At 64.0% G+C, this 23,296-nt stretch carries 21 protein-coding genes; 17 read left to right on the top strand and 4 right to left on the bottom strand.

The window, feature by feature from the left end:
* Positions 1 to 63: 63 nt before the first annotated feature.
* Together RMET_RS28770 and RMET_RS28765 are read right to left on the bottom strand one after the other, a co-directional pair.
* On the bottom strand, positions 64 to 3,087 hold the full coding sequence (locus RMET_RS28770) for an FAD-binding and (Fe-S)-binding domain-containing protein (RefSeq protein WP_011520035.1): 3,024 nt from the start codon (positions 3,085 to 3,087) through the stop codon (positions 64 to 66).
* Positions 3,088 to 3,173: 86 nt separating this feature from the next.
* Positions 3,174 to 3,863: a GntR family transcriptional regulator gene (locus RMET_RS28765; RefSeq protein WP_011520034.1), complete on the bottom strand. Its 690-nt coding sequence runs from the start codon at positions 3,861 to 3,863 to the stop codon at positions 3,174 to 3,176.
* 250 nt (positions 3,864 to 4,113) lie between these two features.
* Here RMET_RS28765 and RMET_RS28760 point away from each other — a divergent pair, with 250 nt between their 5' ends.
* From RMET_RS28760 to RMET_RS28735, 6 genes are all read left to right on the top strand, one after another.
* Positions 4,114 to 5,319, top strand: coding sequence for a pyridoxal-phosphate-dependent aminotransferase family protein (locus tag RMET_RS28760; protein WP_011520033.1), 1,206 nt, complete (start codon positions 4,114 to 4,116; stop codon positions 5,317 to 5,319).
* A 102-nt stretch (positions 5,320 to 5,421) separates the two neighbouring features.
* Positions 5,422 to 6,423 (top strand): Bug family tripartite tricarboxylate transporter substrate binding protein, encoded by a 1,002-nt coding sequence (locus tag RMET_RS28755; RefSeq protein ID WP_008641542.1) that lies wholly within the window; start codon positions 5,422 to 5,424, stop codon positions 6,421 to 6,423.
* Positions 6,424 to 6,501: 78 nt separating this feature from the next.
* Entirely contained in the window at positions 6,502 to 7,005 is a 504-nt protein-coding gene (locus tag RMET_RS28750) for a tripartite tricarboxylate transporter TctB family protein (protein ID WP_029308780.1), read from the top strand.
* Positions 7,006 to 7,016: 11 nt separating this feature from the next.
* Complete coding sequence (locus tag RMET_RS28745; protein WP_008643148.1) at positions 7,017 to 8,543, top strand: tripartite tricarboxylate transporter permease; 1,527 nt, start codon at positions 7,017 to 7,019, stop codon at positions 8,541 to 8,543.
* Positions 8,540 to 9,337 (top strand): enoyl-CoA hydratase/isomerase family protein, encoded by a 798-nt coding sequence (locus RMET_RS28740; protein ID WP_011520031.1) that lies wholly within the window; start codon positions 8,540 to 8,542, stop codon positions 9,335 to 9,337. The genes RMET_RS28745 and RMET_RS28740 overlap by 4 nt, the downstream gene beginning before the upstream one ends.
* 15 nt (positions 9,338 to 9,352) lie before the next feature.
* Complete coding sequence (locus RMET_RS28735) at positions 9,353 to 10,600, top strand: CaiB/BaiF CoA transferase family protein (protein ID WP_011520030.1); 1,248 nt, start codon at positions 9,353 to 9,355, stop codon at positions 10,598 to 10,600.
* 15 nt (positions 10,601 to 10,615) lie between these two features.
* On the opposite strand, the gene trhA is transcribed toward RMET_RS28735, so the two are convergent.
* Positions 10,616 to 11,233: a PAQR family membrane homeostasis protein TrhA gene (gene trhA, locus RMET_RS28730; RefSeq protein WP_011520029.1), complete on the bottom strand. Its 618-nt coding sequence runs from the start codon at positions 11,231 to 11,233 to the stop codon at positions 10,616 to 10,618.
* A 171-nt stretch (positions 11,234 to 11,404) separates the two neighbouring features.
* Between trhA and RMET_RS28725 the strand changes: the two genes are divergently transcribed.
* From RMET_RS28725 to RMET_RS28700, 6 genes are all read left to right on the top strand, one after another.
* On the top strand, positions 11,405 to 11,800 hold the full coding sequence (locus RMET_RS28725; protein ID WP_008643156.1) for an FKBP-type peptidyl-prolyl cis-trans isomerase: 396 nt from the start codon (positions 11,405 to 11,407) through the stop codon (positions 11,798 to 11,800).
* A gap of 98 nt (positions 11,801 to 11,898) precedes the next feature.
* Complete coding sequence (locus RMET_RS28720; RefSeq protein WP_011520028.1) at positions 11,899 to 12,645, top strand: sulfite exporter TauE/SafE family protein; 747 nt, start codon at positions 11,899 to 11,901, stop codon at positions 12,643 to 12,645.
* A gap of 91 nt (positions 12,646 to 12,736) precedes the next feature.
* Positions 12,737 to 12,874, top strand: coding sequence for a hypothetical protein (locus RMET_RS34045; protein WP_011520027.1), 138 nt, complete (start codon positions 12,737 to 12,739; stop codon positions 12,872 to 12,874).
* A 128-nt stretch (positions 12,875 to 13,002) separates the two neighbouring features.
* Positions 13,003 to 13,326, top strand: a complete 324-nt coding sequence (locus RMET_RS28710; RefSeq protein ID WP_011520026.1) for a hypothetical protein — start codon at positions 13,003 to 13,005, stop codon at positions 13,324 to 13,326.
* Between the two features lie 710 nt (positions 13,327 to 14,036).
* Complete coding sequence (locus tag RMET_RS28705) at positions 14,037 to 15,239, top strand: hypothetical protein (RefSeq protein WP_011520024.1); 1,203 nt, start codon at positions 14,037 to 14,039, stop codon at positions 15,237 to 15,239.
* A gap of 153 nt (positions 15,240 to 15,392) precedes the next feature.
* A complete protein-coding gene (locus RMET_RS28700; RefSeq protein ID WP_011520023.1) occupies positions 15,393 to 16,463 on the top strand; it encodes a tetratricopeptide repeat-containing glycosyltransferase in 1,071 nt (356 codons plus the stop codon).
* Positions 16,464 to 16,483: 20 nt separating this feature from the next.
* Here the strand turns inward: RMET_RS28700 and RMET_RS28695 are convergent, their stop codons facing one another.
* Positions 16,484 to 17,545, bottom strand: coding sequence for a phytoene/squalene synthase family protein (locus tag RMET_RS28695; RefSeq protein ID WP_011520022.1), 1,062 nt, complete (start codon positions 17,543 to 17,545; stop codon positions 16,484 to 16,486).
* Between the two features lie 182 nt (positions 17,546 to 17,727).
* Between RMET_RS28695 and RMET_RS28690 the strand changes: the two genes are divergently transcribed.
* The 5 genes from RMET_RS28690 (at position 17,728) to RMET_RS28670 (ending at position 23,284) form a co-directional block, all read left to right on the top strand.
* Positions 17,728 to 18,717: a Bug family tripartite tricarboxylate transporter substrate binding protein gene (locus RMET_RS28690; protein WP_011520021.1), complete on the top strand. Its 990-nt coding sequence runs from the start codon at positions 17,728 to 17,730 to the stop codon at positions 18,715 to 18,717.
* A 382-nt stretch (positions 18,718 to 19,099) separates the two neighbouring features.
* Positions 19,100 to 19,333 (top strand): hypothetical protein, encoded by a 234-nt coding sequence (locus tag RMET_RS28685; RefSeq protein ID WP_008643166.1) that lies wholly within the window; start codon positions 19,100 to 19,102, stop codon positions 19,331 to 19,333.
* 21 nt (positions 19,334 to 19,354) lie between these two features.
* On the top strand, positions 19,355 to 20,125 hold the full coding sequence (locus tag RMET_RS28680) for a CDP-diacylglycerol diphosphatase (RefSeq protein ID WP_011520019.1): 771 nt from the start codon (positions 19,355 to 19,357) through the stop codon (positions 20,123 to 20,125).
* Positions 20,126 to 20,279: 154 nt separating this feature from the next.
* The gene (locus RMET_RS28675) at positions 20,280 to 21,530 is read left to right on the top strand and encodes an MFS transporter (RefSeq protein WP_017511611.1); all 1,251 of its coding nucleotides are present in this window, start codon (positions 20,280 to 20,282) and stop codon (positions 21,528 to 21,530) included.
* A 212-nt stretch (positions 21,531 to 21,742) separates the two neighbouring features.
* On the top strand, positions 21,743 to 23,284 hold the full coding sequence (locus RMET_RS28670) for a methyl-accepting chemotaxis protein (protein WP_011520017.1): 1,542 nt from the start codon (positions 21,743 to 21,745) through the stop codon (positions 23,282 to 23,284).
* The last annotated feature ends 12 nt before the right edge of the window (positions 23,285 to 23,296 follow it).

Here is a 23,296-nt window from a genome sequence, read left to right as displayed (position 1 = left end):
ACGGGAGAGACGCGATTCTACTGCGTCATGTCCGCCTTATCGATCGGGCCACGCAACCGGGGTTCACGCCCCAAGTGCCATCTCCAGCACCCGTGCCACGTGCAGCGCCTGCCTGTCGGCGCCGTCATGGATCTGATGGCGGCAGCTTGTGCCATCGGCGACCACCAGCGTCCGCGCATCGGCGCCGCGCACCGCCGGCAGCAATGCAAGCTCCCCCATCTTCATCGACACCTCGTGGTGCTCGGCCTCGTATCCGAAGTTGCCCGCCATGCCACAGCATGACGATTCGATCAGCGAGGTCTTGAGTTCCGGAATCCAGCCGAGTACCTGCTCCACCGGCCGCACGGCATCGAACGCCTTCTGGTGGCAGTGTCCATGTAGCAGGGCCTCGGTGCTGCCGATAGGCTTCAGCGTGGGAGCAAATCGACCGGCCGCATGTTCGCGCACCAGGAACTCCTCGAACAGGAACGCATTGTTCGCCAGCAGCCGCGCCGCGTCGCCATAGCCGTACTGCAGGAATTCGTCGCGCATGGAGAGCAGGCAGGACGGTTCCAGGCCCACCACGGCCACGCCGCGCGAGACGAACGGCAATAGCGTATCGAGCGCGCGCCGGGCTTCGGCCCTGGCTTCATCGACCAGCCCGGCCGCCAGGAACGTGCGGCCGCAGCACAAAGGCCGCTCGCCCGGAACCCCGGACAGATGCACGGTGTATCCGGCCGCTTCGAGCACGCGTTGCGCCGCGCGCGCGTTCTCCGGTTCCATGTGATTGTTGAACGTATCGACGAACAGCACGACTTCCTTGCCGCCGACGGGCCGGGACACGTAGTCATCGCGCAGGAACGCCGATTGCCAGCGGGGCAGCGAGCGTCTGGCCGACAGGCCGAGCAGGCGTTCAGTCAGTTGCGGCAGGCCGGGCACGCGGTCGCGCAGGTTGAACAACCAGCGCAGCCGGCTGGCGGTGCCCGCGTAGCGCGGCAGGAAGGCCACGAGCCTGTCACGCGCGCGCAGCCGGCCCGCGCTGGCGTTGGCGGCGCGCACCTCGATCTTCATCTTCGCCATGTCGATGCCGGTCGGGCAGTCGCGCTTGCATCCCTTGCAGGAGACACACAGGTCCATCGTGTCCCTGACCGCGACGTCGAGCAGTCCCTCGGTGCCAAGCTGACCGGACAGGGCGAGCCGCAACGTGTTGGCGCGGCCACGCGTCAGGTGCTGCTCGTCACGTGTGACGCGGTAACTCGGGCACATGGTGCCGGCGTCGAACTTGCGGCAATGGCCGTTGTTGTTGCACATCTCCACCGCTGCAGCCAGCCCGTTTGCCGGATCGGTGCCGGTGCCCGGCGCGCTCTCGGCCTCGGTGACCGGGTCCCGCGTGACGTTCCATGCCGACCAGTCGAGCGCCGGCCGAATCGGCTTGACCGAGTAGCTCGGTGGGAAACGGAACAGCGATGTGTCATCCATCTTTGGCGTGCGCACGATCTTGCCGGGATTGCAGCGGTTCTCGGGGTCGAATAGTGCCTTGACCTCCTCGAACGCGCGCGCCAGCGATGGGCCGAACTGCCAGGCCACCCATTCGCCGCGGCAGATGCCGTCCCCGTGCTCGCCCGAGTAAGCGCCCTTGTACTCGCGCACCATCGCGGCGGCTTCCTCGGCGATGGCGCGCATCTTGGCCGCGCCGTCGCGCCGCATGTCGAGGATTGGCCGCACGTGCAGTGTGCCGACGCTGGCATGGGCGTACCAGGTGCCGCGCGTGCCGTGCTTGTGAAACACCTCTGTCAGCCGGGACGTGTACGCGGCCAGATGCTCGAGCGGCACGGCGCAGTCTTCGATGAACGATACCGGCTTGCCGTCGCCCTTCATGCTCATCATGATGTTGAGGCCGGCCTTGCGCACTTCCCACAGCGCCTTCTGCGGACCAGGCTCCGGCATTTCCACTACCGAGCCCGGCAGGCCAAGATCGGCCATCAGCTCGACCAGTCGGGCCAGTCCCTGCAGCGTGGCCGCGCGATCCTCGCCGGCGAACTCAACCAGCAGAATCGCTTCCGGCTCGCCCACCAGCGCGCGGTCGATCACGGGGCGGAATGCGGGATTGTTGCGGGCCAGGTCGATCATGGTGCGATCGACCAGTTCCACGGCCGCCGGCTTCAGCGCCACGATATGGCGCGTGAGATCCATCGACTGATAGAACGTCGGGAAATTCACCACACCCAGGGTCTTGTGTGCCGGTAGTGGCGCGAGTTGCAGCGTGATGTGGCGGAAGTAGGCGAGGGTGCCTTCCGATCCCACGAGCAGATGCGCCAGATTGACGCTGCCGTCGGCGGTATAGGGCCGTTCACTGCGCGGCGCGAAGATATCAAGGTTGTAGCCGCCCACGCGGCGCAGCACGGTTGGATACATCTGCGCGATGGCGTCGCGCTCGCGCGTGGCGATGCGGCGCACGCCGTCGGCAATGGCCCGGTGTGGCGCAGACTCGGCCGGCCAACTGGCATCGAAGCGCACGTCCTCGCCGCTGGCCAGGATGGCCTGGACGCCGAGCACGTTGTGCACCATGTTGCCGTACTGGATCGAGCGTGAACCGCACGAGTTGTTGCCGGTCATGCCGCCAATCGTGCATTGCGCGGCGGTCGATACATCGACCGGGAACCAGAGGCCGTGGGGCTTGAGCCATGCGTTCAGGTGGTCGAGCACGATGCCGGGCTGCACGGTCACCGTGCGCGCCACCGGATCGAAGTCGATGATCTGGTTCAGGTACTTGCTGTTGTCGATGACCAGCGCCTCGCCCACGGTCTGCCCGCACTGGCTGGTGCCGCCGCCGCGCGGCAGCAGCGGCGCCTTGAAGTCCCGGGCGATGTCCAGCGCCAGCCGCGCATCGGCTTCGTCGCGCGGTACCACCACGCCGATCGGCATGACCTGGTAGATCGACGCATCGGTGGCATAGCGGCCACGGCTGGCGTTATCGAACAACACTTCGCCGCGCAGTTCGGCGGCCAGGCGCCGGTACAGCGGCGATTGCAGGGCGGGTGCCGCCGCGCCGGGCATGAAGCGCAGCGGTTGCACGCCGGGTGGCGTGGGGGTGGTTGGCAAGGCCATGGACTTCTATGTCTCCGGTTGCGTGCGCTGGGAGACGCCGTCATGGCCATGCGATGACGCGCACCGGGTGCGCGTGTCGCGTCAGGTCAGGCGGCGTCCTGCGCGCGTTCTAGTTCGGCGATCAGCGCGTCGTGCTTGTGCTGCAGGTGCGCGCGCAGGATGTCACGCAGCGCGGCCCCATCGCGCTTCGACAAGGCATCGAGCATCTCGCCGTGCTCGCGCACGGCCATGTCCCATTTGTCCTGATCGAAGTTCGAGCGGAAGCGCAGCGCCTGAATGCGCAGGTTGATGCGTCGATAGGTCTCCTCGAGGATCGGATTGCGCGCCGCCGCATTGATCGCGTCATGGATGCGGCGGTTCAGCGCGTAGTAATTGGGCAGGTCCCGCCGCGCGTGGCAAGCGAGCATTTCGTAGTGGAGCGCGCGAATCTCGTTCAGCTCGGCATCGGTGATGCGCTGGCAGGCCAGCTCGCCGGACATCGCCTCGAGCGCGCCCATCATCTCGAACAGGTGGTTGATCGCCTCCTGCGACAGCACTACCACCTCGGCGCCCCGGTTCGGCAGCAGCGTCACCAGCCCGTCACCGGCCAGGACCTTGAAGGCTTCACGCAGCGGCGTGCGCGAAACCTGGAGCAAGTCGCACAGCACGCGCTCGTTGAGCCGCGTGCCCGGTGCGAGGTCGCCCTCCATGATCATCGTGCGCAGGCGCTGAGCCACCGCCACATGCAGGATCTGGCGGTCGACGGCTTGCGAAGGGGTGGTCGGGTTTGTGCTCATCAGGGATCGTGTGGCTTGACAGTATTGTATTCAAAACCTAATCTTGGGCAAGCTCGAACTGCAATTTGGCGCATCAGGTTGCGCCAGAAACAACGCAGTCGGTGCAATGAAATCCAGATAGCCATTGATTTATAAGGATTTATTGCGGAGAGGCAGGCACTTGCGTCCGCCAACATTATCCCGCATGACGGACGCGCAGTGCATCTCTGTTTTTTGAATACAAAATTCAAATATAAGGATACGAGGCGACATGCTCCGATTGAACTCACATCCCAGTGGCCGGCATTTCCTGCAGATCCCCGGACCCACCAACGTGCCCGACCGCGTGCTGCGCGCGATGGATTACCCGACGATTGATCACCGGGGCCCCGAATTCCAGCAACTGGGCAAGAAGGTGCTGGCCGATATCCGCAAGATCTTCCAAACGACCCAGCCCGTGGTGATCTATCCGGCGTCGGGGACGGGGGCGTGGGAGGCCGCGCTGGTCAATACGCTGTCCCCCGGCGACAAGGTGCTGATGTATGAGACCGGCCATTTCGCGTCGCTCTGGAAGAAGATGGCCGACAAGCTCGGCGTTCACGCCGAGTTCATCGTGGGCGACTGGCGTCATGGCGTGGATGCCGCTGCAATCGGCGCGCGCCTGGCCGAGGACCGCAACCACGAGATCAAGGCCGTCTGCGTGGTCCACAATGAAACCTCGACCGGCGTGACGTCCGACATCGCCGCGGTGCGCCGCGCGATCGACGCGGCTGGCCACCCCGCGCTACTGCTGGTCGATACGATTTCCTCGCTCGGTTCGGTTGACTATCGCCATGACGAATGGGGTGTCGATGTAACGGTGTCGGGCTCGCAGAAGGGGTTGATGTTGCCGCCCGGCATCTCGTTCAACGCCGTCAGCGCGAAAGCGATCGCCGCATCGGCCAAGGCCAGGTTGCCCAGGGCGTTCTGGGGCTGGGATGAAATCATCGAAGCCAACAAGAACGGATTCTGGCCCTATACGCCGGCCACGAACCTGCTCTATGGCCTGTCGGAAGCGTGCGACATGCTGCTCGAAGAGGGCCTGCAGAACGTGTTCGCGCGCCATCGCCGCCATGCCGAGGCCACGCGCGCCTGCGTCAACGCATGGGGGCTCGAGATCCTGTGCCAGAACCCGTCCGAGTACAGCCCGGCGCTGACTGCCGTGGTGATGCCGGAAGGCCATAGCGCCGACACGTTCCGCAAGATCGTGCTCGAGCACTTCAACATGTCGCTCGGGCAGGGCTTGTCGAAGCTGTCCGGCAAGGTCTTCCGCATCGGGCATCTGGGCGATTTCAATGACCTGACGCTGATGGGCACGCTGGCCGGCGTGGAGATGGGCTTCGCACTGGCGGGCGTGCCGCACCATGCAGGCGGTGTACTGGCCGCCATGGACAGCCTGCGCGCCGCAGCATCGCAGCCGTCGCTGCGCGCGGCCTGAGGTTTCAAGCAGCAGCAAGAAGAGAGCGTCCAGCAGAGGCGCTCCCGACTACAAGGCCGATGCACCACAGAGCGCACGGCCGCCACCCAAAGGAGACAGACCATGACGTTGCGTTATGCCGCACGCGCGCTCGCGTGCGCTTCGTTGCTAGGTGTTGCGTGGGCCAGCCCCGCGTTCGCGTGGGAGCCTACCAAACCGGTCGAGGTTGTCGTGCCGTTCAGCGCGGGCGGGGCATCGGATCAGATGGCGCGTTCGATTCAGGGCATCATCGCCAAGCACAAGCTGATGAACCAGCCGATGATCGTCGTGAACAAGGCCGGCGCCAGCGGGGCCGAAGGGCTGATGGACACCAAAGCGTCGAAAGGTGACGCGCACAAGCTGCTGGTGACCTCGTCCGCGCTCTACACGGTGCCGATGATCAGCCAGTTGCCCTTTAACTGGCGCGACCTGACGCCGGTGGCCATGGTGGCGATGGACGAGTTCGTGCTCTGGACCAACGCCGAGGCGCCGTACAAGACGCCGGCAGACTACATTGCCGAGGCGAAGAAGCAGCCGGGCAAGCTCAAGATGGGCGGCACCAGCTCCAAGCGCGAGGACCAGATCATCACCGCGCAGGTCGAGCGCAAGGCCGGCGTGCGCTTCATCTACATCCCGTACAAGGGCGGTGGTGAAGCGGCGACCCAGCTCTCGGGCAAGCATATCGACTCCAACGTCAACAACCCCTCCGAATCGATCGGTCAGTGGCGCGCCGGCGAGCATCGCGCGCTGTGCGTGTTTGCGCCAGATCGCATGCAGTACACGAACAAGATCACCGGCACGCAAAGCTGGGGTGACATCCCCACCTGCAAGGAGCAGGGGCTGGACGTGCAATACCAGATGCTGCGTGTGTTCATGCTGCCCGGCGGTGTCACGCCAGATCAGCAGAAGTACTACGTGGATCTGATGCAGAAGGTGGTGGCCACGCCGGAGTGGAAGGAGTATCTGGAGAAGAACGCGCTCAAGAACGATTTCCTCACGGGCCAGAAGTTGACCGAGTTCCTGACGGCCGATGAAACGCGCCACAAGGACATCATCAAGGAAGCGGGTTTCCTGGCGGCGAAGTAAGACCGCAGAGCGAGTGCTGATGGCTTGCCCCCTCTCCCATGAATGGGATGGGGGGCAACGATCCGGGGGGACACATTCATGAGCGAACAATTACATGACACCGCGCCGGCGGCGATCACGGTGCGTGCGGCGGAAATCGCCACCGCGCTGCTGATCGCCATCGGCGCGGTGGTGGTGATGGTCAGCAACTACCAGGTTGGCGCGGGGTGGGAGCCGGACGGCCCGCAGGCCGGCTATTTTCCGATGCGGATTGGCGCGATCATCTTCATCGCGTGCATGGTGGTGCTGTGGCAGGCGTGGCATGGCGAGAAAAACAAGGTGTTCGTCACGTGGCCGCAATTGCGGCAGGTGGCGGTGATCCTGGTGCCGCTGACGGTCTACGTCGCGCTGATCGCCTTCCTGGGCATCTACGTGGCATCGGCGATCTTCATTGCGGGTTTCATGCTCGTGATCGGCAAGTTCGCATGGTGGCGCGCGGTGCTGACTGGCGTGGCCATCAATCTGGTGCTGTTCTGGATCTTCGAGATGCAGTTCCGCGTGCCGTTGCCCAAGGGACCGCTCGAAGCGGCCCTCGGATTCTGAAGGGGACCGGCATGGAAGAACTCAATGCGTTGATGGGCGGCTTTGCCGTGGCGATGTCATGGCACAACGTCGGACTGATGCTGGTGGGCATCCTGCTCGGCATCGTCGTGGGCGTGCTGCCCGGTCTGGGTGGCCCCAACGGCGTGGCGATCCTGCTGCCGCTGACGTTTTCGATGGAGCCGACGTCGGCCATCATCATGCTGTCGTGCATCTACTGGGGCGCGCTGTTCGGTGGCGCGATCACGTCGATCCTGTTCAATATTCCCGGCGAGGCGTGGTCCGTGGCCACCACGTTCGACGGCTACCCGCTTGCGCAGCAGGGTGAGGCGGGACGCGCGCTGACGTCGGCCTTCACTGGGTCGTTTCTCGGCGCGCTGGCCGGTGTGCTGCTGATCACGTTCCTGGCGCCGCTGGTGGCGAAGTTCGCGTTGCGCTTCGGGCCGCCGGAATTCTTCGCGGTGTACTTTCTGACGTTCTGCAGCTTCGTCGGCATGGGAAAGGAAGCCAAGGCCAAGATCGTGATCGCGATGTGCATCGGGTTCGCGCTGGCGGCGGTCGGCATGGATACGGTTTCCGGCACGCTGCGCATGACGTTCGGCTCCACCGAACTGCTGCGCGGGTTCGACTTCCTGGTGGCTGTTATCGGCCTGTTCGGCATCAGCGAAATCCTGATGACGATGGAGGAGGGCGTAGCCTTCCGTGGCAAGCGGGCCAGTATCGACCTCAAGGTGGTGCTGAAGACCTGGGCCGAACTGCCGCGTTACTGGATGACGCTGATCCGTTCGTCGATCATCGGTTGCTGGCTTGGCGTGACGCCGGGCGGCGCGACGGCCGCATCGTTCATGGGCTACGGCGTGGCCAAGCGTTTCTCACGCAAGCGTGAGACGTTCGGGCGCGGCAACGTCGAAGGCGTGATCGCGCCGGAGTGCGCCGCGCACGCGGCCGGCACCAGCGCGTTGCTGCCAATGCTGGCGCTTGGCATTCCGGGGTCAGCCACGGCGGCGGTGCTGCTGGGTGGCCTGATGATCTGGGGGCTGCAGCCGGGGCCGTTGCTGTTCACCGAGCAGAAGACCTTCGTCTGGGGGCTGATCGCGAGCATGTACCTGGGCAATCTGGCGGGCCTGATCGTGGTGCTTTCCACGGTGCCGCTGTTTGCCGCCATCCTGCGCATTCCGTTTGCGATCATCGCGCCGCTGATCCTTGTGGTCTGCGCGATCGGCGCGTTCACCGTGCATAACGCGATGTTCGACGTCTGGCTCATGCTGATCTTCGGCGTGATCGGGTATGTGCTCAAGAAGCTTGAGTATCCGCTGGCGCCGCTGGTGCTGGCATTGGTACTGGGCGATCGCGCCGAGGATGCATTCCGGCAGACCATGCTGATGTCGCAGGGCGAACTCAACGTGTTCTGGTCCAACGGGCTCGTCGGCACGATCATGGCGCTGGCGGTGGTGATCCTGGTCTGGCCGATGTTTGGCAGCCTGCTGGAGAAGACCCGGCGCCGCAAGGTCGTGTCGGCCCATCAGGGAGCGTCCGAATGAGCGATGACATTCAGCAGGAAGGGACGTTGCTGGTGACGCGCGAGGATGCCGTCGCCACCATCGTCCTGAACCGGCCCGCGAAGCTCAATGCCTTCACGCTCGATATGTGGCGGCAGCTTGGCGAGGCGTTCCGCGAGCTTTCCGCCGATGACACGGTGCGCTGCGTCGTCGTGCGTGGCGCGGGGGACCGCGCGTTTTCGCCGGGCAACGATATCGGCGAATTCGCCACTACGCGTTCCAATAAGCAACAGGCCACGGCCTATGGCGCGGTCATGCATGGCACCGCGCAGGCGATGCAGGACTGCCCGCACCCGGTAGTGGCGCAGATCCACGGCATCTGCGTGGGTGGCGGGCTCGAGGTCGCAGCCATGGCCGATATACGCATCTGTGGCCAGAGCAGCCGTTTCGGCGCGCCGATCAAGAATCTCGGGCTGGTGATGGCGCACGCGGAGATGGCGCCGCTGGTGCGGCTGATCGGCACGTCGCGCACGCTCGAACTGCTGTTCGAAGGGCGCATCGTCGATGCGGCCGAGGCGTACGCGATGGGGCTGGTCTCGCGCGTGGTGCCCGATGACCGCGTGGCCGACGAGGCGCGTGCCACGGCGCAGCGGATCGCTTCCGGCGCGCCGCTGGTGGCCCGTTGGCACAAGCGCTTCGCCCGGCAACTGGCCGAAGGCAAGCCGCTATCGGCCGCCGATCTCGATGCTGCGTTCGACTGTTTCGATACCGAGGATTTCCGCACTGGCTATCGCGCGTTCCTGGCCAAGGAGACGCCGAAGTTCAGCGGTCGCTAACCTGGGAGCAGACCGATGTCCGATTCCCCTGCAATCGCGCCGGGTGCGTTGTCCGGCCTGCGTGTGCTGGAACTCGCGCAGATCATGGCCGGGCCCACCTGCGGCATGATGCTGGCCGATCTCGGCGCCGACGTGATCAAGATCGAGAAGATCGATGGTGGCGACGACGCGCGTGGCTATCGCGAGCCGACCATCAACGGCGTGTCGGCGCCGTTCCTGATGCTGAACCGCAACAAGCGCGGCATCGCCCTTGACCTGAAGACACCCGAAGGCCGCGAGGTGTTCCTGCGCATGGTGCGCAACGCCGACGTGGTGATTGAGAACTTCCGCAAGGGCACGCTGGAGAAGCTCGGGCTTGGCTACGACACGCTGTCGCGCGAGAACCCGGGCCTGATTTATTGCGCGATCTCGGGCTATGGCCGCACCGGGCCGTTCGCCGACAAGGGCGGCTTCGATCTGATCGCGCAGGGTTACACGGGGCTTATGAGCATTACGGGCGAGGAGGGCGGGCCGCCGCTGCGCACCGGGAATTCCATCGCCGATATCAATGCGGGCATCCTGGCGGCGTTCGGCATTCTTGCCGCGTATCAGCATCGGCAGAAGACCGGGCGCGGGCAGATCGTGGAAACGTCGCTGATCGAGGCCGGCCTGCAGCAGCTCTACTGGCACGCGGCGATCCATTTCGCCACGGGCGAGTCGCCGGGGCCGAGCGGGTCGGCGCACGTGCTGGCCACGCCATACCAGGCATTTCCGACGCAGGACGGCCATATCATCGTTGGCGGCGCGAACGAGAAGAACTGGGCGCGTATCGCACAGGTTCTCGGACATCCGGAATGGGTCGAAGACCCACGTTTTCGGCGCAACGCCGACCGGATGCGTCATCGCGACACGTTGCTTCCGGAGATGGCCGGCATCCTGATGACGCGCCCGTCCGCTGACTGGCTGGCGGCATTCGATGCAGCGGGCGTCCCGGCCGGACCCGTGCATTCGATTGGCGAGGCACTGAACCATCCGCAGACGCTGGCGCGTGGCATGGTGGTACGGCAACAGCACGCGGAAGCCGGGCCGATCCGGACGCTGGGGCTGCCGATACAGCTATCGGAAACGCCGGCGCAGTACCATCGCCCGTCACCGAGGCTGGGCGAACATACGCGGACGTTGCTGGCGGAATGTGGTTATGGCGAGGCGGAGATCGAGGCGATGCTCGAAGCCGGCGTGGTCACGGAGACGGCCGCATCGGCGGCGACCGTGACCGAGATATAGGTGGGTATCGGGCGCTTACCCGACGTAGAACAGGATGCTGATGAACTGGCACATGCTGCCGCCCAGCACGAACAGGTGCCAGATGCCGTGGAAGTGGCGCACCTTCTCGTCGAACAGGAAGAAGCCGATGCCGGCAGTGTAGATGGCGCCGCCGGCCACGAGCCAGTACAGCCCCACGGGCGGCAGGGCCGCCGCCAGCGGGCCGAACGCGATCAGCACCAGCCAGCCCATGATCACGTAGATGGCCAGCGAGAAGATGCGGGTGCGATGGCCGATCCAGAGTTCCTGAATGATGCCGGCCACGGCCAGCCCCCAGTTGACGCCGAACAGGGTCCAGCCCCAGGGGCCACGTAATGTGACCAATGCGAACGGGGTATAGCTGCCGGCGATCAGCAGGTAGATCGCGCAATAGTCGAGGCGGCGGAAGATGTCCTTCGCGGGGCCGCGAACGCTGTGGTAGACGGTGGAGATCGTGTAGAGCAGCACCAGCGTGGTGCCATAGACGACGGAGCTGACGACCTTCCAGGCGTCGCTGTGGAGTGCCGATGAAGTGACTAGCACCGCCATGCCAGCCGCCGAGAGCACCGCTCCTGCCAGGTGGCTATATCCGTTGAACCGTTCGCCGCGATACATCCCCAATGCCTCCGTCCGCGCTGTGGACAAGTGGCCATTCTGTCACGGATCGCCCGGCGTGCAGGCCGATCCGCGCAAACAACAGGGTCATGTACACTTGCCGGCTGGCGTCCGCACCGGGTTTGCCTGGCGTAGGCGTCACTCCCGAGAACCTGACACGACGAATATCCCATGAAGAAACTCTCCCTGATCCTCGCCGCCGTGGCGCTGGGCGCCGCAGGTATCGCGCAGGCTGAAACGCTGCCGTCCGGCGTGGTGATCGAGCATGTGACCAAGGGCACCGGCGCTTCGCCGAAAGCAACGGATACGGTCAAGGTCCACTACCGCGGCACGCTGACCGACGGCAAGGAGTTCGACAGCTCCTACAAGCGCGGCCAGCCGATCTCGTTCCCCCTGAACCGCGTGATCCCGTGCTGGACCGAGGGCGTGCAGAAGATGCAGGTCGGCGGCAAGGCCAAGCTGACTTGCCCGGCCTCCACGGCCTACGGCGAGCGCGGCGTGCCGGGCACGATCCCGCCGAACGCGACGCTGAACTTTGAAGTGGAGCTGCTGGGGATTGGCGGCTGACGATTGAAGGGGCCGGCGGATTCAGGGCCGGCTCTCGCTCCACCCCCGTTTCCCCGTGTATAGACCGGGAACGGGGCGCAAACCATAAGAACAAGAACATGCCGGTAGACTCGGTCTTTCTTATCGTCGCCCTCGGCGCCATCGTTGCCGGATTTGTGCAGGGCCTGTCTGGCTTCGCGTTTGGCATGGTGGCCATGTCATTCTGGGCCTGGGGCGTCGAACCACGCCTGGCTTCGGCGATGTCCGTGTTCGGCGCGCTGACCGGCCAACTGCTTGCAGCCTTCACCGTGCGCCGCAAGTTCCATCTGGCCACCGTGCTGCCGTTCCTGCTTGGCGGCATCGTCGGCATTCCCATCGGGGTCAGCATCCTGCCCCGCCTCGACGTCCATCTGTTCAAGCTGTGCCTTGGCATCGTCCTGGTGATTTGGTGCCCGATCATGCTGTTCTCGAACCGCATTCCGCCGATCCGCCGTGGCGGCCGGCTGGCCGATGCCGTGGTCGGCGCCATCGGCGGCATCATGGGTGGCATCGGCGGGTTCACCGGCATTGCGCCAACGCTCTGGTGCACGCTGCGAGGCTTCGACAAGGACAAGCAGCGGGTGGTGATCCAGAACTTCAACCTCGGCGCATTGCTGGTGACGATGGCCGTGTATGTGGGCACCGGCATCATCACGCGCGACATGTTGCCGATGTTCGCCATCGTGGCCCCGGCCATGCTGATTCCCACATTGCTCGGCACGCGGGTCTACATTGGTATCAGCGACATCGCGTTCCGGCGCATCGTGCTGACGCTGCTGACCTGCTCGGGTATTGCCATGCTGGTCGCGGCAATCCCGAAGCTTTAAGAAAGAGCTTTATTAGGCGCTTTGTCGTGGGTGGATATCAGGGTTTATACTGACGTCCTTCTTTTGCCCGCAGCAAGTGATCGGCTTCACCATGAACAAGCGCTTCTATCTCTTCTGTGCCACCACGTGGGCTGCGGCCGCCGTCCTGATCCTGGGCCAGGGTTCCATGGCCACGGATGCGCTGAGCGGCGTGATCGCGCTGGCTGGCTTCGATCTGCTTCGTCCCTGAGGGCTTGCGCACGCATCGCGTTAACACCATCGGTTCATGGCATTTTCGATGCCCGCGGCATAGGCTTGGTGATGGATTGTGCGTACTCAGCGCACGATGGTCTCAACCGTTCCCGCAGGAGAATCCCGATGAAGGCACTCACCATTGCAGTGGCAGTTGCAGTCTTTGTACCCGGGCTGGCGTTTGCGGCGGGACCGGCAAGTCCCTCTGATCGCTATGACTACGACATGCATACGACTAACAAGGACGGCTATGTGCCCGACCCGGCGCGCACGAGCAACAAGGATGGCTATACACCCGACGCCGCCCGGGCCGGCGACAAGTTCGATCCCTACACACAGGGCGCGAACCAGAGCACGTCATCAGCTCTGACCGATAGCAAGAGCACCGCCAAGAAGTCGAGCAAGTCTCACAAGAAGGCGCCTGCCGCACCGACGGCGGCGACCCAATGAGTGACAAGATCTGGTTGGAAACAAGGCCCCGCATTCGCGGGGCTTCTTTTTTGGGGCCTTCGCAGGGTCCTGAGGACAGCCTTGGTCCAATGTCCGCCGGCAGCAGCCGAACAGGGTGCCCGACGGCGGCGAAGCTAGAAGCTTGACCCCCCTGAAGCGGGGTGTAGCGCTTCTTTCGTTGTGTTGTCAACATCGTTCGATTATGTTGCCGGGCTGGACACCGTCCATCGATAACTGCGCCGACGCTGTCGCGCACGCCAACAAAACGCCCGGGCGAATTGGGCAAGCAAGAAAAAGAATCAAAAGAATATTCACCCTGTCACCGAACAGGGAACGGGAGAAACGGGTTGAACACGCCAACAAGGTCGGCCGGGCAGCGCTCGCCCGGCATTTTGCGTTCTGCGCGACGAAATTTCTGCGGTACCAGCACGCTGCCCGGCTCATGTCCGTGGCAGGTGCCTGACATCATGCCGCCCCGCAACGGCGGCCCCGACCGCACGCCCTCCTCTCCATGCCGGCGCCCTCTACGACGCCGTCATCGCCGACTGGATTGACATCCTCTTCGTAGTTTCAGTACCCCGGCAGTTCGCTTCAAGCGCCCCGGAGTCCTGTCCGAACTAGCGACACCCGCTTTGCTTTCACGAAAGCTCGTCTTGTGACGCGGCCAGCGATTCCGTTTGCAGCATTTCCACATCATCCAAGAAGAACCAATGAAAAACACCCAACGGAAACTGGCTGTGCTCCCCTTGGCATGCCTTGCCGCCACGCTGGCAGCGTGCGGCGGCGATTCCTCGGAGTCGGGCACGGCGGCAGCCACGCCCACCAGTACGCCGGCGGCGACGCCTGCCGGCAGCATGATTTATACCGGTGTTACCGACCCCACGAGCAGTATTGGCGTCAACGGTGATTTCTATCTCAATTCGGCCACGTCCACGCTGTTCGGCCCGAAGGCAAATAGCGCCTGGTCCGCAGGCGTATCGCTGATCGGGCCAGCAGGCACGCTGATCCGCTATGGGACGCGTGACCCGATTGCCAGCGACGGCAACGATGGTGACTTCTACCTGAACACCGCCACCAGCACGCTGTTCGGACCGAAGGCGGCAGGAGCGTGGCCGATGCCGGGCAAATCGCTGATCGGCGCAACGGGTGCGGTTGGTGCGACCGGCGCCACGGGCGCAACCGGCGCTACCGGTGCCACGGGTCTGCAGGGCATCCAGGGGGTCACCGGACCAACCGGTGTGACGGGTGCTACTGGTGCCACCGGCGCTGGCGTGACGGGACCGCAGGGCATTCAGGGCATTCAGGGCCCCACCGGCCCTGCCGGTGCTGCAGGGCCGACTGGTGCTACGGGGGCTACAGGTGCGACGGGCGTGACGGGTCCCTCAGGTGTGACGGGTCCCACGGGGCCGCAAGGAGTGCAGGGCATTCAGGGCCCCACCGGTACCACGGGCGCGACGGGTGCGACGGGCGCCACAGGGGCAACTGGTGCCACGGGGGCCACGGGGGCCACCGGGCCTGCGCTCTATACGGCGAATTTCGTTGTGGGCAATGGAACGACCTTTGGCAATGCCACCTACATCATGACGGGGTCGGGTCTGACCCCTATCGCCACACAGCCGTATCTTGGCGTCTTGCTGCCAATCAATTGCAGCACACTGACGCTGTCGACGGCCGTGGCGGGCATCCCGCCTGCACCCTATGCGATGGAGGTCTTCAAGATTCAGCCTCCCTCGACAACCGTCACGTCAACAGGGCTTCGGTGCCAGGCCAACAGCTCTGGAGCTAGCTGTACGCAGACCCAGACTGGCACCTATGCGGCTTCCGCTGGGGAGGTGCTACAGGTCCAGTTGACGGGTACTACGCCGTTTAACACCTGGTCGGGCGCTGTCTATGCCACGCTGACGTGCCAGTGATCGAAGGCGGGCATCGATAGGCTGATGGCGGGTCATGGGCTCGGAGCATCGCTCCGGGCCCATCAGTCTCGTGCGAACCCTTGCGCCGCCTGTTCAATGTCCCGCCCCATTGCCCGAAAATCGCCAACCCGTCTCCACCGAGAACCAAAGCCAATGCGAATCTGCCTGTCGATGATCGTCAAGAACGAGGCCGCCGTGATCGAGCGCTGTCTGCGCGCGGTGCGCCCGCACATTCACGCCTGGGCGATTTCGGATACGGGGTCGACCGACGGGACACAGGACATTATTCGCAATACGCTCGGCGACCTGCCGGGTGAACTGATCGAACGTCCATGGGTGGATTTCTCGACCAACCGCAATGAAGCGCTCGCGCTGGCGGCCAAGCACGGTGACTATGCGTTGCTGATCGACGCCGACGACACCATCGAGGCTTCGGAACTCGGCGAACTGACCGCCGACTGCTATGACCTGCTCGTCCAGTTTCGCTCGCTGACCTACAGTCAGCCACATCTGATCCGGCTGGGCCACGGGTTCTTCTATACGGGCGTGACCCACGAATACATCGACTGCAACCGCCCGTATAGTCGCGACACCTTGAAGAACGCGATCTATCGCATTGGCGACGACGGCGCACGGCGCGTGAGCGGCAGGAAGTTCGTGGAAGACGCAGGGATACTGGAGAAGGCACTCGCAGCCGATCCCGGCAATACGCGTTACCAGTTCTATCTCGCCCAGAGCTATCGTGATGGCGGTCTGGTGGACAAGGCCATTGCCGCCTATGCGAACCGCGCCACCATGGGCGGGTGGGATGAGGAAGTCTATTACTCGATGTTGCAGATGGCGGTGCTGAAGGAGGGCGGCGGAGCGTCGCCCGGGGACATCGTCGAGGCCTACCTCGAGGCCTACAACTACCGGCCGACACGGGCCGAAGCGCCTTGCGAGCTCGCGCGCTATTTCAGGCTGCGGCAGCGCCATGTCCTGGCCCGCGACTTCGCGCGTGTTGCCACCGGCATCGCCCAGCCCGATGACCGGCTCTTCATGGACCAGACCGTCTATGACTGGCGCGCGCGTGACGAGCTGTCGATTGCGCTGTACTGGTGCAATGAACGCGATGAAAGCGCGCGGCTCTGCCGCGAACTGCTTGCCGATCCGCGCCTGCCGCGCGAGCAGCACGATCGCGTGACGCGAAACCTCGCCTTTGCAATCGGCGATGTCCCGGGCTGAAGCTGCCGACGAAGCAACGTCTATCGGGTGGAACCGTCGAGGCTGGCCTCGATCTGCGCGATCAGGTCTTCCATCCAGCGCCGCAGCAGCGTGTCCGACATGACCGTTGCCGTGCTGCGCACAAGCACCCGGTACACCTTGCCGCGCGGGATCTTCGAGACGTGCGCGGGGTCGGGCCAGGCCTTGTTGCCGGCCAATAGCAGCAGCGTCTCCAGGCCAATCAGGATCGGCCACAGGCAGGCCAGCCGCAGCCGGATTGCCGTGCGTGGAATCGCGAACGTGTAGGCCATCGCTTCGCGGAAATGCGCGAGCGAGACATGCAGCAGTTCGTCCAGAATTGGCCGCGCGCGCAGCGCATTGGCCGGGTCCATCAGGTCGCGTGGCGTCATGCCATGTCGCTCCAGGATCTCGGTCGGCAGATAGCACCGGCCGATGCGCAGATCCTTACCGCAATCACGCAGCACATTGACCATCTGCAATGCCTTGCCGAAGCGGACACCTCGGCGCAGCATCGTCTCGGGCGCTGCCGTCAGCGTGCCCGGCTGGTGGGCATAGGTCATCGTGGTCCAGAACTCCCCCACACAACCGGCCACGAGATACGTGTAGCGATCGAGCTCGTCCATCGTCCGCAGCGCGGCCACCTGGCCCGAGCGCTCGTCGGGGAACGTGCGCAGGTCGAATTCCATGCCTTCGGTCAGCGTATCGACGATACCGCGGACGGCGGTGCAATCAGATGCATCGAGCTGGCTCAGCACGCCAAGCGCGGGGCCGATCGATTCCAGCAGTACCTTCTCGTCGGATTGGGTTTGCTGGCTGGCAACTTCCGCGCTCAGCCGTTGCGCGAGCGAACCGTCGTTCTGGGTGCCGTTGACGTGCTGCCGTAGCGCCAGCAGCAGGTCTAGTCGTTGCACGGGTGGAATCAGCGAGGTATCCGCGATGGTGTCCGCGGCGCGTGCCAGCAGATAGGCCAGGCCGACGGGGTCGCGCATGCCCTCGGGCAGGATGCGAAGCGTCAGGTAGAACGAACGGGAAACCCCCTTCAGCAGCGGGCCGAGCAGAAAGGCCCGGTTCGGATTTGGCATGGCATGGTGATCGCACGATGGGACGGCGCATTGTATCCGCCAAAGCTGACGAACTCGTCTGGCCTCAACTTGGCCCTGCCAAGCTTGCGCGTATTAAACCTAGTATCGAACCTCGATGAGGTGATGCATTCTCTCAAATGACAACACATCGGGCCGGATAACCGGTACTAAGGAGACAAAGCATGAACAATCTCAGTATCCAACGTCGCCAATTCCTGACGAGCCTGGTGGGAGCTGCCGCTGTAAGTAGCCTGCCGCGATGGGCTTACGCGCAAGCGGCATACCCGAATAAACCAGTGCGCGTGATTGTGCCCTTTGCAGCGGGGGGCACGACCGATGTGGTCGCTCGCCTCATCATGCAAAAGGTGGGGGAGCTGATGAAGGCTTCGTTCGTGATCGAGAACAAGGGCGGTGCCAACGGCATCATCGGTACGGGCGAGGTGGCCCGTGCGGCGGCGGATGGCTATACGCTGTTGTTCAACACCGCTGGCGCCCAAACGCTAAGCCCCGTGATCTACAAGGCCCCATATGAGGCAGCGTCCAGCTTTGCGCCGGTGGCGCGGGTGTGCGATGTTGGCTTTATCGTCATCGTGCGCAAGGATCTGCCGGTCAAGAACATGGCTGACTTGATCGCTTTGGCCCGGAAAGCGGACAAGCCGCTCGCGGCCTCGTCCGGCAGCAGCATGATCAACCTGATCACCGAGCAGTTCAAGCGCGTGGTCGATGCACCGAACGTCACCAATGTGCAATACAAAGGCACAAGCCTGCAAATGCAGGCCGTGGCTTCGGGGGAAGTCGATTTTTCGTTCGACTCCTTTGCCGCAGTGGAATTGATCAAGGCGGGTCGCGTCAAGGCGCTGGCGGTTATTCTGCCGCAGCGCGCCGGGTCTTTTCCAGACGTACCTACGTTCAAGGAACTGGGTATCAAGGACATGGAGTTCAATTCCTGGGCAGGGCTGCTGGCACCCAAGGGGACGCCCAAGGAGATCGTCACCGCGCTGGCGCAGAACGTCGAAAAAGCAAAACAGATGCCGGACGTGGTCGCCAAGCTCAAGCAGTATGACTATGTCATGGCCAACAGCACGCCGGAAGCCTTTGGCAAGGAGATCCAGGCGGAAACCGATCGCTGGAAGCAAGTGGTGAAGGAAACCAACTTCAAGATCGAAAGCTGATTCGGCATAGTCCTGAAGAAGCACTCCGTCGGCGCGTTGTCCTGGGTGTCGGCGCGCCGATGCGGCGAATTCCTGATGATGGCGCTGCTTGTCAGGTATGCTGTTTCTCTTGCGCGTAGTTGGGATCAGTGTTTTCCCGTGGCTACAAGGCAGTGTCCTGCCTCAGGCGCAGATCCGTCCGAGTTCCCTGTGCGGTACATGCGTGGCGTGCACGCCACGCCCGAGGAATCCGCGCCTACCCGCAAAGCCAGGCCTGACGCGGCCGTATGGCCAGCAAGGGGAAAGAACCGTCCACCTACGCAAAACTACTGCATCGAGGTCATTCCCATGTCATGGGTGCTTATGCATAATTTCCTGAATCTGGGCCTCAAGGATTGTATTGATGCGTGTGACGATTCGAACCACGACGATTCCCGGAGCTCCTGACCGAGCTGCACTTCATCGCGCGGCGGTCTACCTCAATACCGAGGAAGATGCCTCGCCGCTGATGGTCAGTGCGTGGAGTCAACGTGAACCCGAAGCATTCCTCGCCGCCCAGCGCTGGGCGCGCAACCATGCTTATCAGGTATCGAATCCCCGCAACGGCACGTATTACGGTGGACGCACCGCGCGTTGATTCCAGCGCCCGCATGACGCCGTGAAACGCCTGCTGCTGTGGTGTCTGGCGCTGATTGCGTCGGGGCAGGCTTGTGCCGACGCTGGCCTGCTCGAACGCATGGTCGGCGGATTTTCGCGCGACAGCCTCTGGAAGAACGTCCAGGAGCGCTGCCTGACACCGGCTACTCCCACACATTCCGATTGCGTCATCGTTGATCGCCAGCGGGGCTTTGTCCTCTACAAGGACATGATTGGCGCCTCGCATTACCTTGTCATTCCCGTGCGGCCGGTCAGCGGCGTCGACGACGCGCGTGTCTGGTCCGATCGCGAGCACAATGCCTGGGCCTTTGGCTGGGCCGCGCGCGACATCGTGGGCAAGGCCATTGGCCGCGCGCTGCCGGACACCCTCCTGGGGCTGGCCATCAACGCGAGGGCGGCGCGCAGCCAGGATCAGCTTCACATCCATCTGGACTGCATCAGCGAAAGCGCGCGCGACTTCCTTGCCAGCGGCGCGTTCGACAGGCAGTGGCGCAGCCTGACGTTTCGCGGCAAGCCAGTGCGCGTCAGGCTGATTCCCTCGGACGATCCGGTTCTTGCGGTGGATCCGTTCGACGTGGTACGCGAGGACCTCGGCGCCGACGGCAAGATCGCCGACCGGGGCGTATTCCTGGGCTATGTTCGTCCCTTGCAGGGCCAGGCCGGCTTCGTCGTGGTCGATGAACCCGTCGACAAGGCGGGCGGCGCAAACGGCCATGCCAGCGATTTCCTGGATCGCGGCTGCAAGCTAGGCCGGGCGCAGCCAGGCCGGTAGCCGAAAAATTCTGCCTGCCAGAACGTAGCGGTGATGACCGTTGCACAAATGTCCGATATTCGCCGCTTTGTTTCCCCCGATCATTTCGTCTGACGTCTTACAAGGGATGTGCCCGCGTAGAATAGCCCGCGAGCCCCTCCAGCAAGAGACAAAAGTGAATACGACTTTCCAACAGGAAAGCACCGCCGCAGCCGCGGAGACAAACACGTCGCGAGGCATCGCCCTGTTGACGTTCGCATTCATCCTGAGTCAGTTCTATCGAAGCTGCCTCGCCGTTATCGCGCCCGAACTGCAGCATGACTTCGGACTGTCCCCGGCGGGATTCGGCGCGCTATCTTCCTGCTTCTTCCTCGCTTTCGCCGTCGCGCAGATCCCTGTAGGCATCGCCTTCGACCGCTACGGCGTAGGCCGCCCCACGGCCGTCCTGCTCGGTGTCGGCGCCGTGTCGGCAATCGGTTTCGTGGTCGCGCCCAATGCCGGCATGGCCATGCTGGTGCAGATGGGTCTTGGGCTGGCCTGCGCGCCGGTGTTCATGGGCCTGCTGCACTATGCGTCGGAACAGCTTTCGGAGCGGCAGTACATGCGTGTGGGCAGCCGCTCGAATGCGCTGGGCATGATCGGGGCACTTTGCGCCACGGCCCCGCTTGGCTGGGCTTCGCAGCACGTCGGCTGGCGCCCCGCCATGGCGCTCGCGGCGGTCTGCATGGTGGTCGCTTGCTACGGCGTATGGCGTTTTGTTCGCGATGACGGTCACGAGCAGGCGCGTCAGGCGCCCATGAGCGCGATGCTGGTCGAGAGCGGCAAGCTGCTCGGATACTGGCCGCTATGGACGCTGATCCCGCTATGCGTGGCGATGTCCGCCGGCACCGGTTTCCGCAATGCATGGAGCGGTCCATATCTGGCCGACGTGTTCGGCCTCCAGGCCGGCACGCGCGGGATGGCGCTGATGTTGCTGAGCCTGGCCGGCTTTCTCACCGCGTTTGCGTTGCCGGTGCTTGTCCGGCGCAGTTCGCTCAAGGCGGCGATTGGCATATGGGGATGCCTGGCAACCGCCGGCGGTATCGCGCTGACGATCTGGCCCGATGCAGGGGTGGCCAGCGGCGTTGGCATGATGGCGCTGCTGTCGACGATCGGCATGCTTCATCCGCTGGTGATGGCGCAAGGGCGTGCGTTGATTCCCGCGCCTGCGCGTGGCCGGGGTCTCGGCCTGCTCAACACGTTCGTGTTCCTGGGCTCGGCGCTTACGTCGTGGGGATTCGGCCTGATTGCCAACGTCGGTCATCTGCGCGACTGGCCTGTCGCCCATACCTACTCGGCGATCTTTCTCTCCGCCGTGGTGGTGGTGGCGCTTTCACTGGTGCCGTACTACTTCAGCCCCATTTCGGCGCCTGCGCCGCGACGTTGATCGCGCCAGAGACCTTGCGGGTGGTCCGGCATCCGGGCAACGCCCGCAATTCGCATTTTCCCTGATTCTTCTCAAGTTCCTGTACTGACTGCCGTTAGCTTTTCCCATGTCCGTTCGAGCGCATACCCAGTTGCGCCGCAGGCAAAGCAGTGATCGGCCGCCACCGCGTGCGGTCAGTCAGCCGCCAACCAGTCAATCAGGTAGAAGAAGGCATGAAGAATCTTGGTATTGGTGTACGCCTTGGCATCGGCTTCGGCGTGGTCTTGCTGTTGTCCACATTCATGACGGTTCTGGGCGTGGTGCGTCTGGAAGATGTCGCGGGCCGCACGCACGCGATGATGCAGCAGCCGCTCGCCAAGGAGCGCATCGTCAGCGACTGGTATCGCCTGATGTACGCCAGCGTGCGCCGTACCACGGCCATCACGCGCAGCAGCGACCCCTCGCTTGGCCAGTTCTTCGCCGCCGAGACCAAAACCTCGGCCGAAACGATTGCCGCGATGCGCGACAAGATAAAGCCGATGCTGACGTCCGACGCGGAAAAGGCGGCCTTCGAGCGAATTCTGGTCGTACGCAATCCCTACAACGAGTCGCGCGACAAGATCGCCAAGCTAAAGCAGGACGGACAGGCCGAGGATGCCATCAAGGTGCTGGAGACCGAGTTCGTACCGGCCGGTGACGCCTACCTGGTTGAGATCCAGAAGCTGTTGGACATCCAGCGCACGTCCATCGACGCCACGGCCGAGGAGATCAACCGGATCTACGAGAGCGCGCGCAATGGGTTGATTGCGCTTGGCGTGATTGCGTTGGCAATTGGTGTGGCATTCGCATGGTGGCTGACCATCGGCATCACGCGCCCGTTGCATCGTGCCGTTGGCTTTGCCCGGACCGTGGCCGCTGGCGACCTGACCGGCCGCATCGACGTGGATAGCCGTGACGAAACCGGCCAGCTCCTGGCGGCGTTGCGCGAGATGAATGAGAACATCCTTGGCATCGTCAAGGAAGTGCGCAAAGGCACCGAGGCGATTGCCACCGGCACGAGCCAGATTGCCGCCGGCAATACCGACCTTTCGCAACGGACGGAAGAGCAGGCGTCGTCGCTGCAGGAGACCGCGTCGAGCATGGAAGAACTGACCAGCATCGTGCGCCAGAACGCTGACAGCGCGAAGCAGGCCAGCGGTCTGGCGGTCAATGCCTCCGACGTGGCCACGCAGGGCGGCGAGGTCGTGGGCCAGGTGGTGCACACGATGGACGAGATCAATGCCGCCTCACGCAAGGTGGTCGAGATCATCTCGGTGATTGAAGGCATCGCGTTCCAGACCAACATCCTGGCGCTGAACGCGGCAGTTGAAGCCGCGCGCGCCGGGGAACAGGGCCGGGGCTTTGCCGTGGTGGCGGGCGAGGTGCGTAGCCTCGCGCAGCGCAGCGCGACGGCGGCAAAGGAGATCAAGTCATTGATCGGAGATTCGGCCGATCGCGTCGAACGTGGCTCGCAACTGGTGGCGCAGGCTGGCCAGACGATGGAAGAGATCGTCAGCGCGGTGAAGCGCGTGACCGACATCATGGGCGAAATCAGCGCGGCGTCGGTCGAGCAGAGCGCCGGCATCGAGCAGGTCAATCAGGCCGTGACGCAGATGGACACCGTCACGCAGCAGAACGCGGCGCTGGTGGAACAGGCTGCGGCGGCCGCGGGCTCGCTCGAAGAGCAGGCCCAGCGGCTCAAGGAAGCGGTGGCGACGTTCCGCCTGGCCGCCTGAAGTCCCCCGGCT

Origin of the sequence: Cupriavidus metallidurans CH34, from assembly GCF_000196015.1 — a bacterium.
Taxonomy (GTDB): domain Bacteria; phylum Pseudomonadota; class Gammaproteobacteria; order Burkholderiales; family Burkholderiaceae; genus Cupriavidus; species Cupriavidus metallidurans.
This window is presented reverse-complemented; position numbering and strand designations above follow the sequence as displayed.

Excerpts from the sequence above, each read along its gene's own strand:
- RMET_RS28725 (WP_008643156.1), top strand. The coding sequence starts at position 11,405 with ATGAAGAAACTCTCCCTGATCCTCGCCGCCGTGGCGCTGGGCGCCGCA.
- RMET_RS28700 (WP_011520023.1), top strand. The coding sequence starts at position 15,393 with ATGCGAATCTGCCTGTCGATGATCGTCAAGAACGAGGCCGCCGTGATC.
- RMET_RS28695 (WP_011520022.1), bottom strand. The coding sequence starts at position 17,545 with ATGCCAAATCCGAACCGGGCCTTTCTGCTCGGCCCGCTGCTGAAGGGG.
- RMET_RS28740 (WP_011520031.1), top strand. The coding sequence starts at position 8,540 with ATGAGCGATGACATTCAGCAGGAAGGGACGTTGCTGGTGACGCGCGAG.
- trhA (WP_011520029.1), bottom strand. The coding sequence starts at position 11,233 with ATGTATCGCGGCGAACGGTTCAACGGATATAGCCACCTGGCAGGAGCG.
- RMET_RS28685 (WP_008643166.1), top strand. The coding sequence starts at position 19,100 with ATGCGTGTGACGATTCGAACCACGACGATTCCCGGAGCTCCTGACCGA.
- RMET_RS28765 (WP_011520034.1), bottom strand. The coding sequence starts at position 3,863 with ATGAGCACAAACCCGACCACCCCTTCGCAAGCCGTCGACCGCCAGATC.
- RMET_RS28755 (WP_008641542.1), top strand. The coding sequence starts at position 5,422 with ATGACGTTGCGTTATGCCGCACGCGCGCTCGCGTGCGCTTCGTTGCTA.
- RMET_RS28770 (WP_011520035.1), bottom strand. The coding sequence starts at position 3,087 with ATGGCCTTGCCAACCACCCCCACGCCACCCGGCGTGCAACCGCTGCGC.
- RMET_RS28760 (WP_011520033.1), top strand. The coding sequence starts at position 4,114 with ATGCTCCGATTGAACTCACATCCCAGTGGCCGGCATTTCCTGCAGATC.
- RMET_RS28720 (WP_011520028.1), top strand. The coding sequence starts at position 11,899 with ATGCCGGTAGACTCGGTCTTTCTTATCGTCGCCCTCGGCGCCATCGTT.
- RMET_RS28690 (WP_011520021.1), top strand. The coding sequence starts at position 17,728 with ATGAACAATCTCAGTATCCAACGTCGCCAATTCCTGACGAGCCTGGTG.
- RMET_RS34045 (WP_011520027.1), top strand. The coding sequence starts at position 12,737 with ATGAACAAGCGCTTCTATCTCTTCTGTGCCACCACGTGGGCTGCGGCC.
- RMET_RS28735 (WP_011520030.1), top strand. The coding sequence starts at position 9,353 with ATGTCCGATTCCCCTGCAATCGCGCCGGGTGCGTTGTCCGGCCTGCGT.
- RMET_RS28750 (WP_029308780.1), top strand. The coding sequence starts at position 6,502 with ATGAGCGAACAATTACATGACACCGCGCCGGCGGCGATCACGGTGCGT.
- RMET_RS28705 (WP_011520024.1), top strand. The coding sequence starts at position 14,037 with ATGAAAAACACCCAACGGAAACTGGCTGTGCTCCCCTTGGCATGCCTT.
- RMET_RS28745 (WP_008643148.1), top strand. The coding sequence starts at position 7,017 with ATGGAAGAACTCAATGCGTTGATGGGCGGCTTTGCCGTGGCGATGTCA.
- RMET_RS28670 (WP_011520017.1), top strand. The coding sequence starts at position 21,743 with ATGAAGAATCTTGGTATTGGTGTACGCCTTGGCATCGGCTTCGGCGTG.
- RMET_RS28710 (WP_011520026.1), top strand. The coding sequence starts at position 13,003 with ATGAAGGCACTCACCATTGCAGTGGCAGTTGCAGTCTTTGTACCCGGG.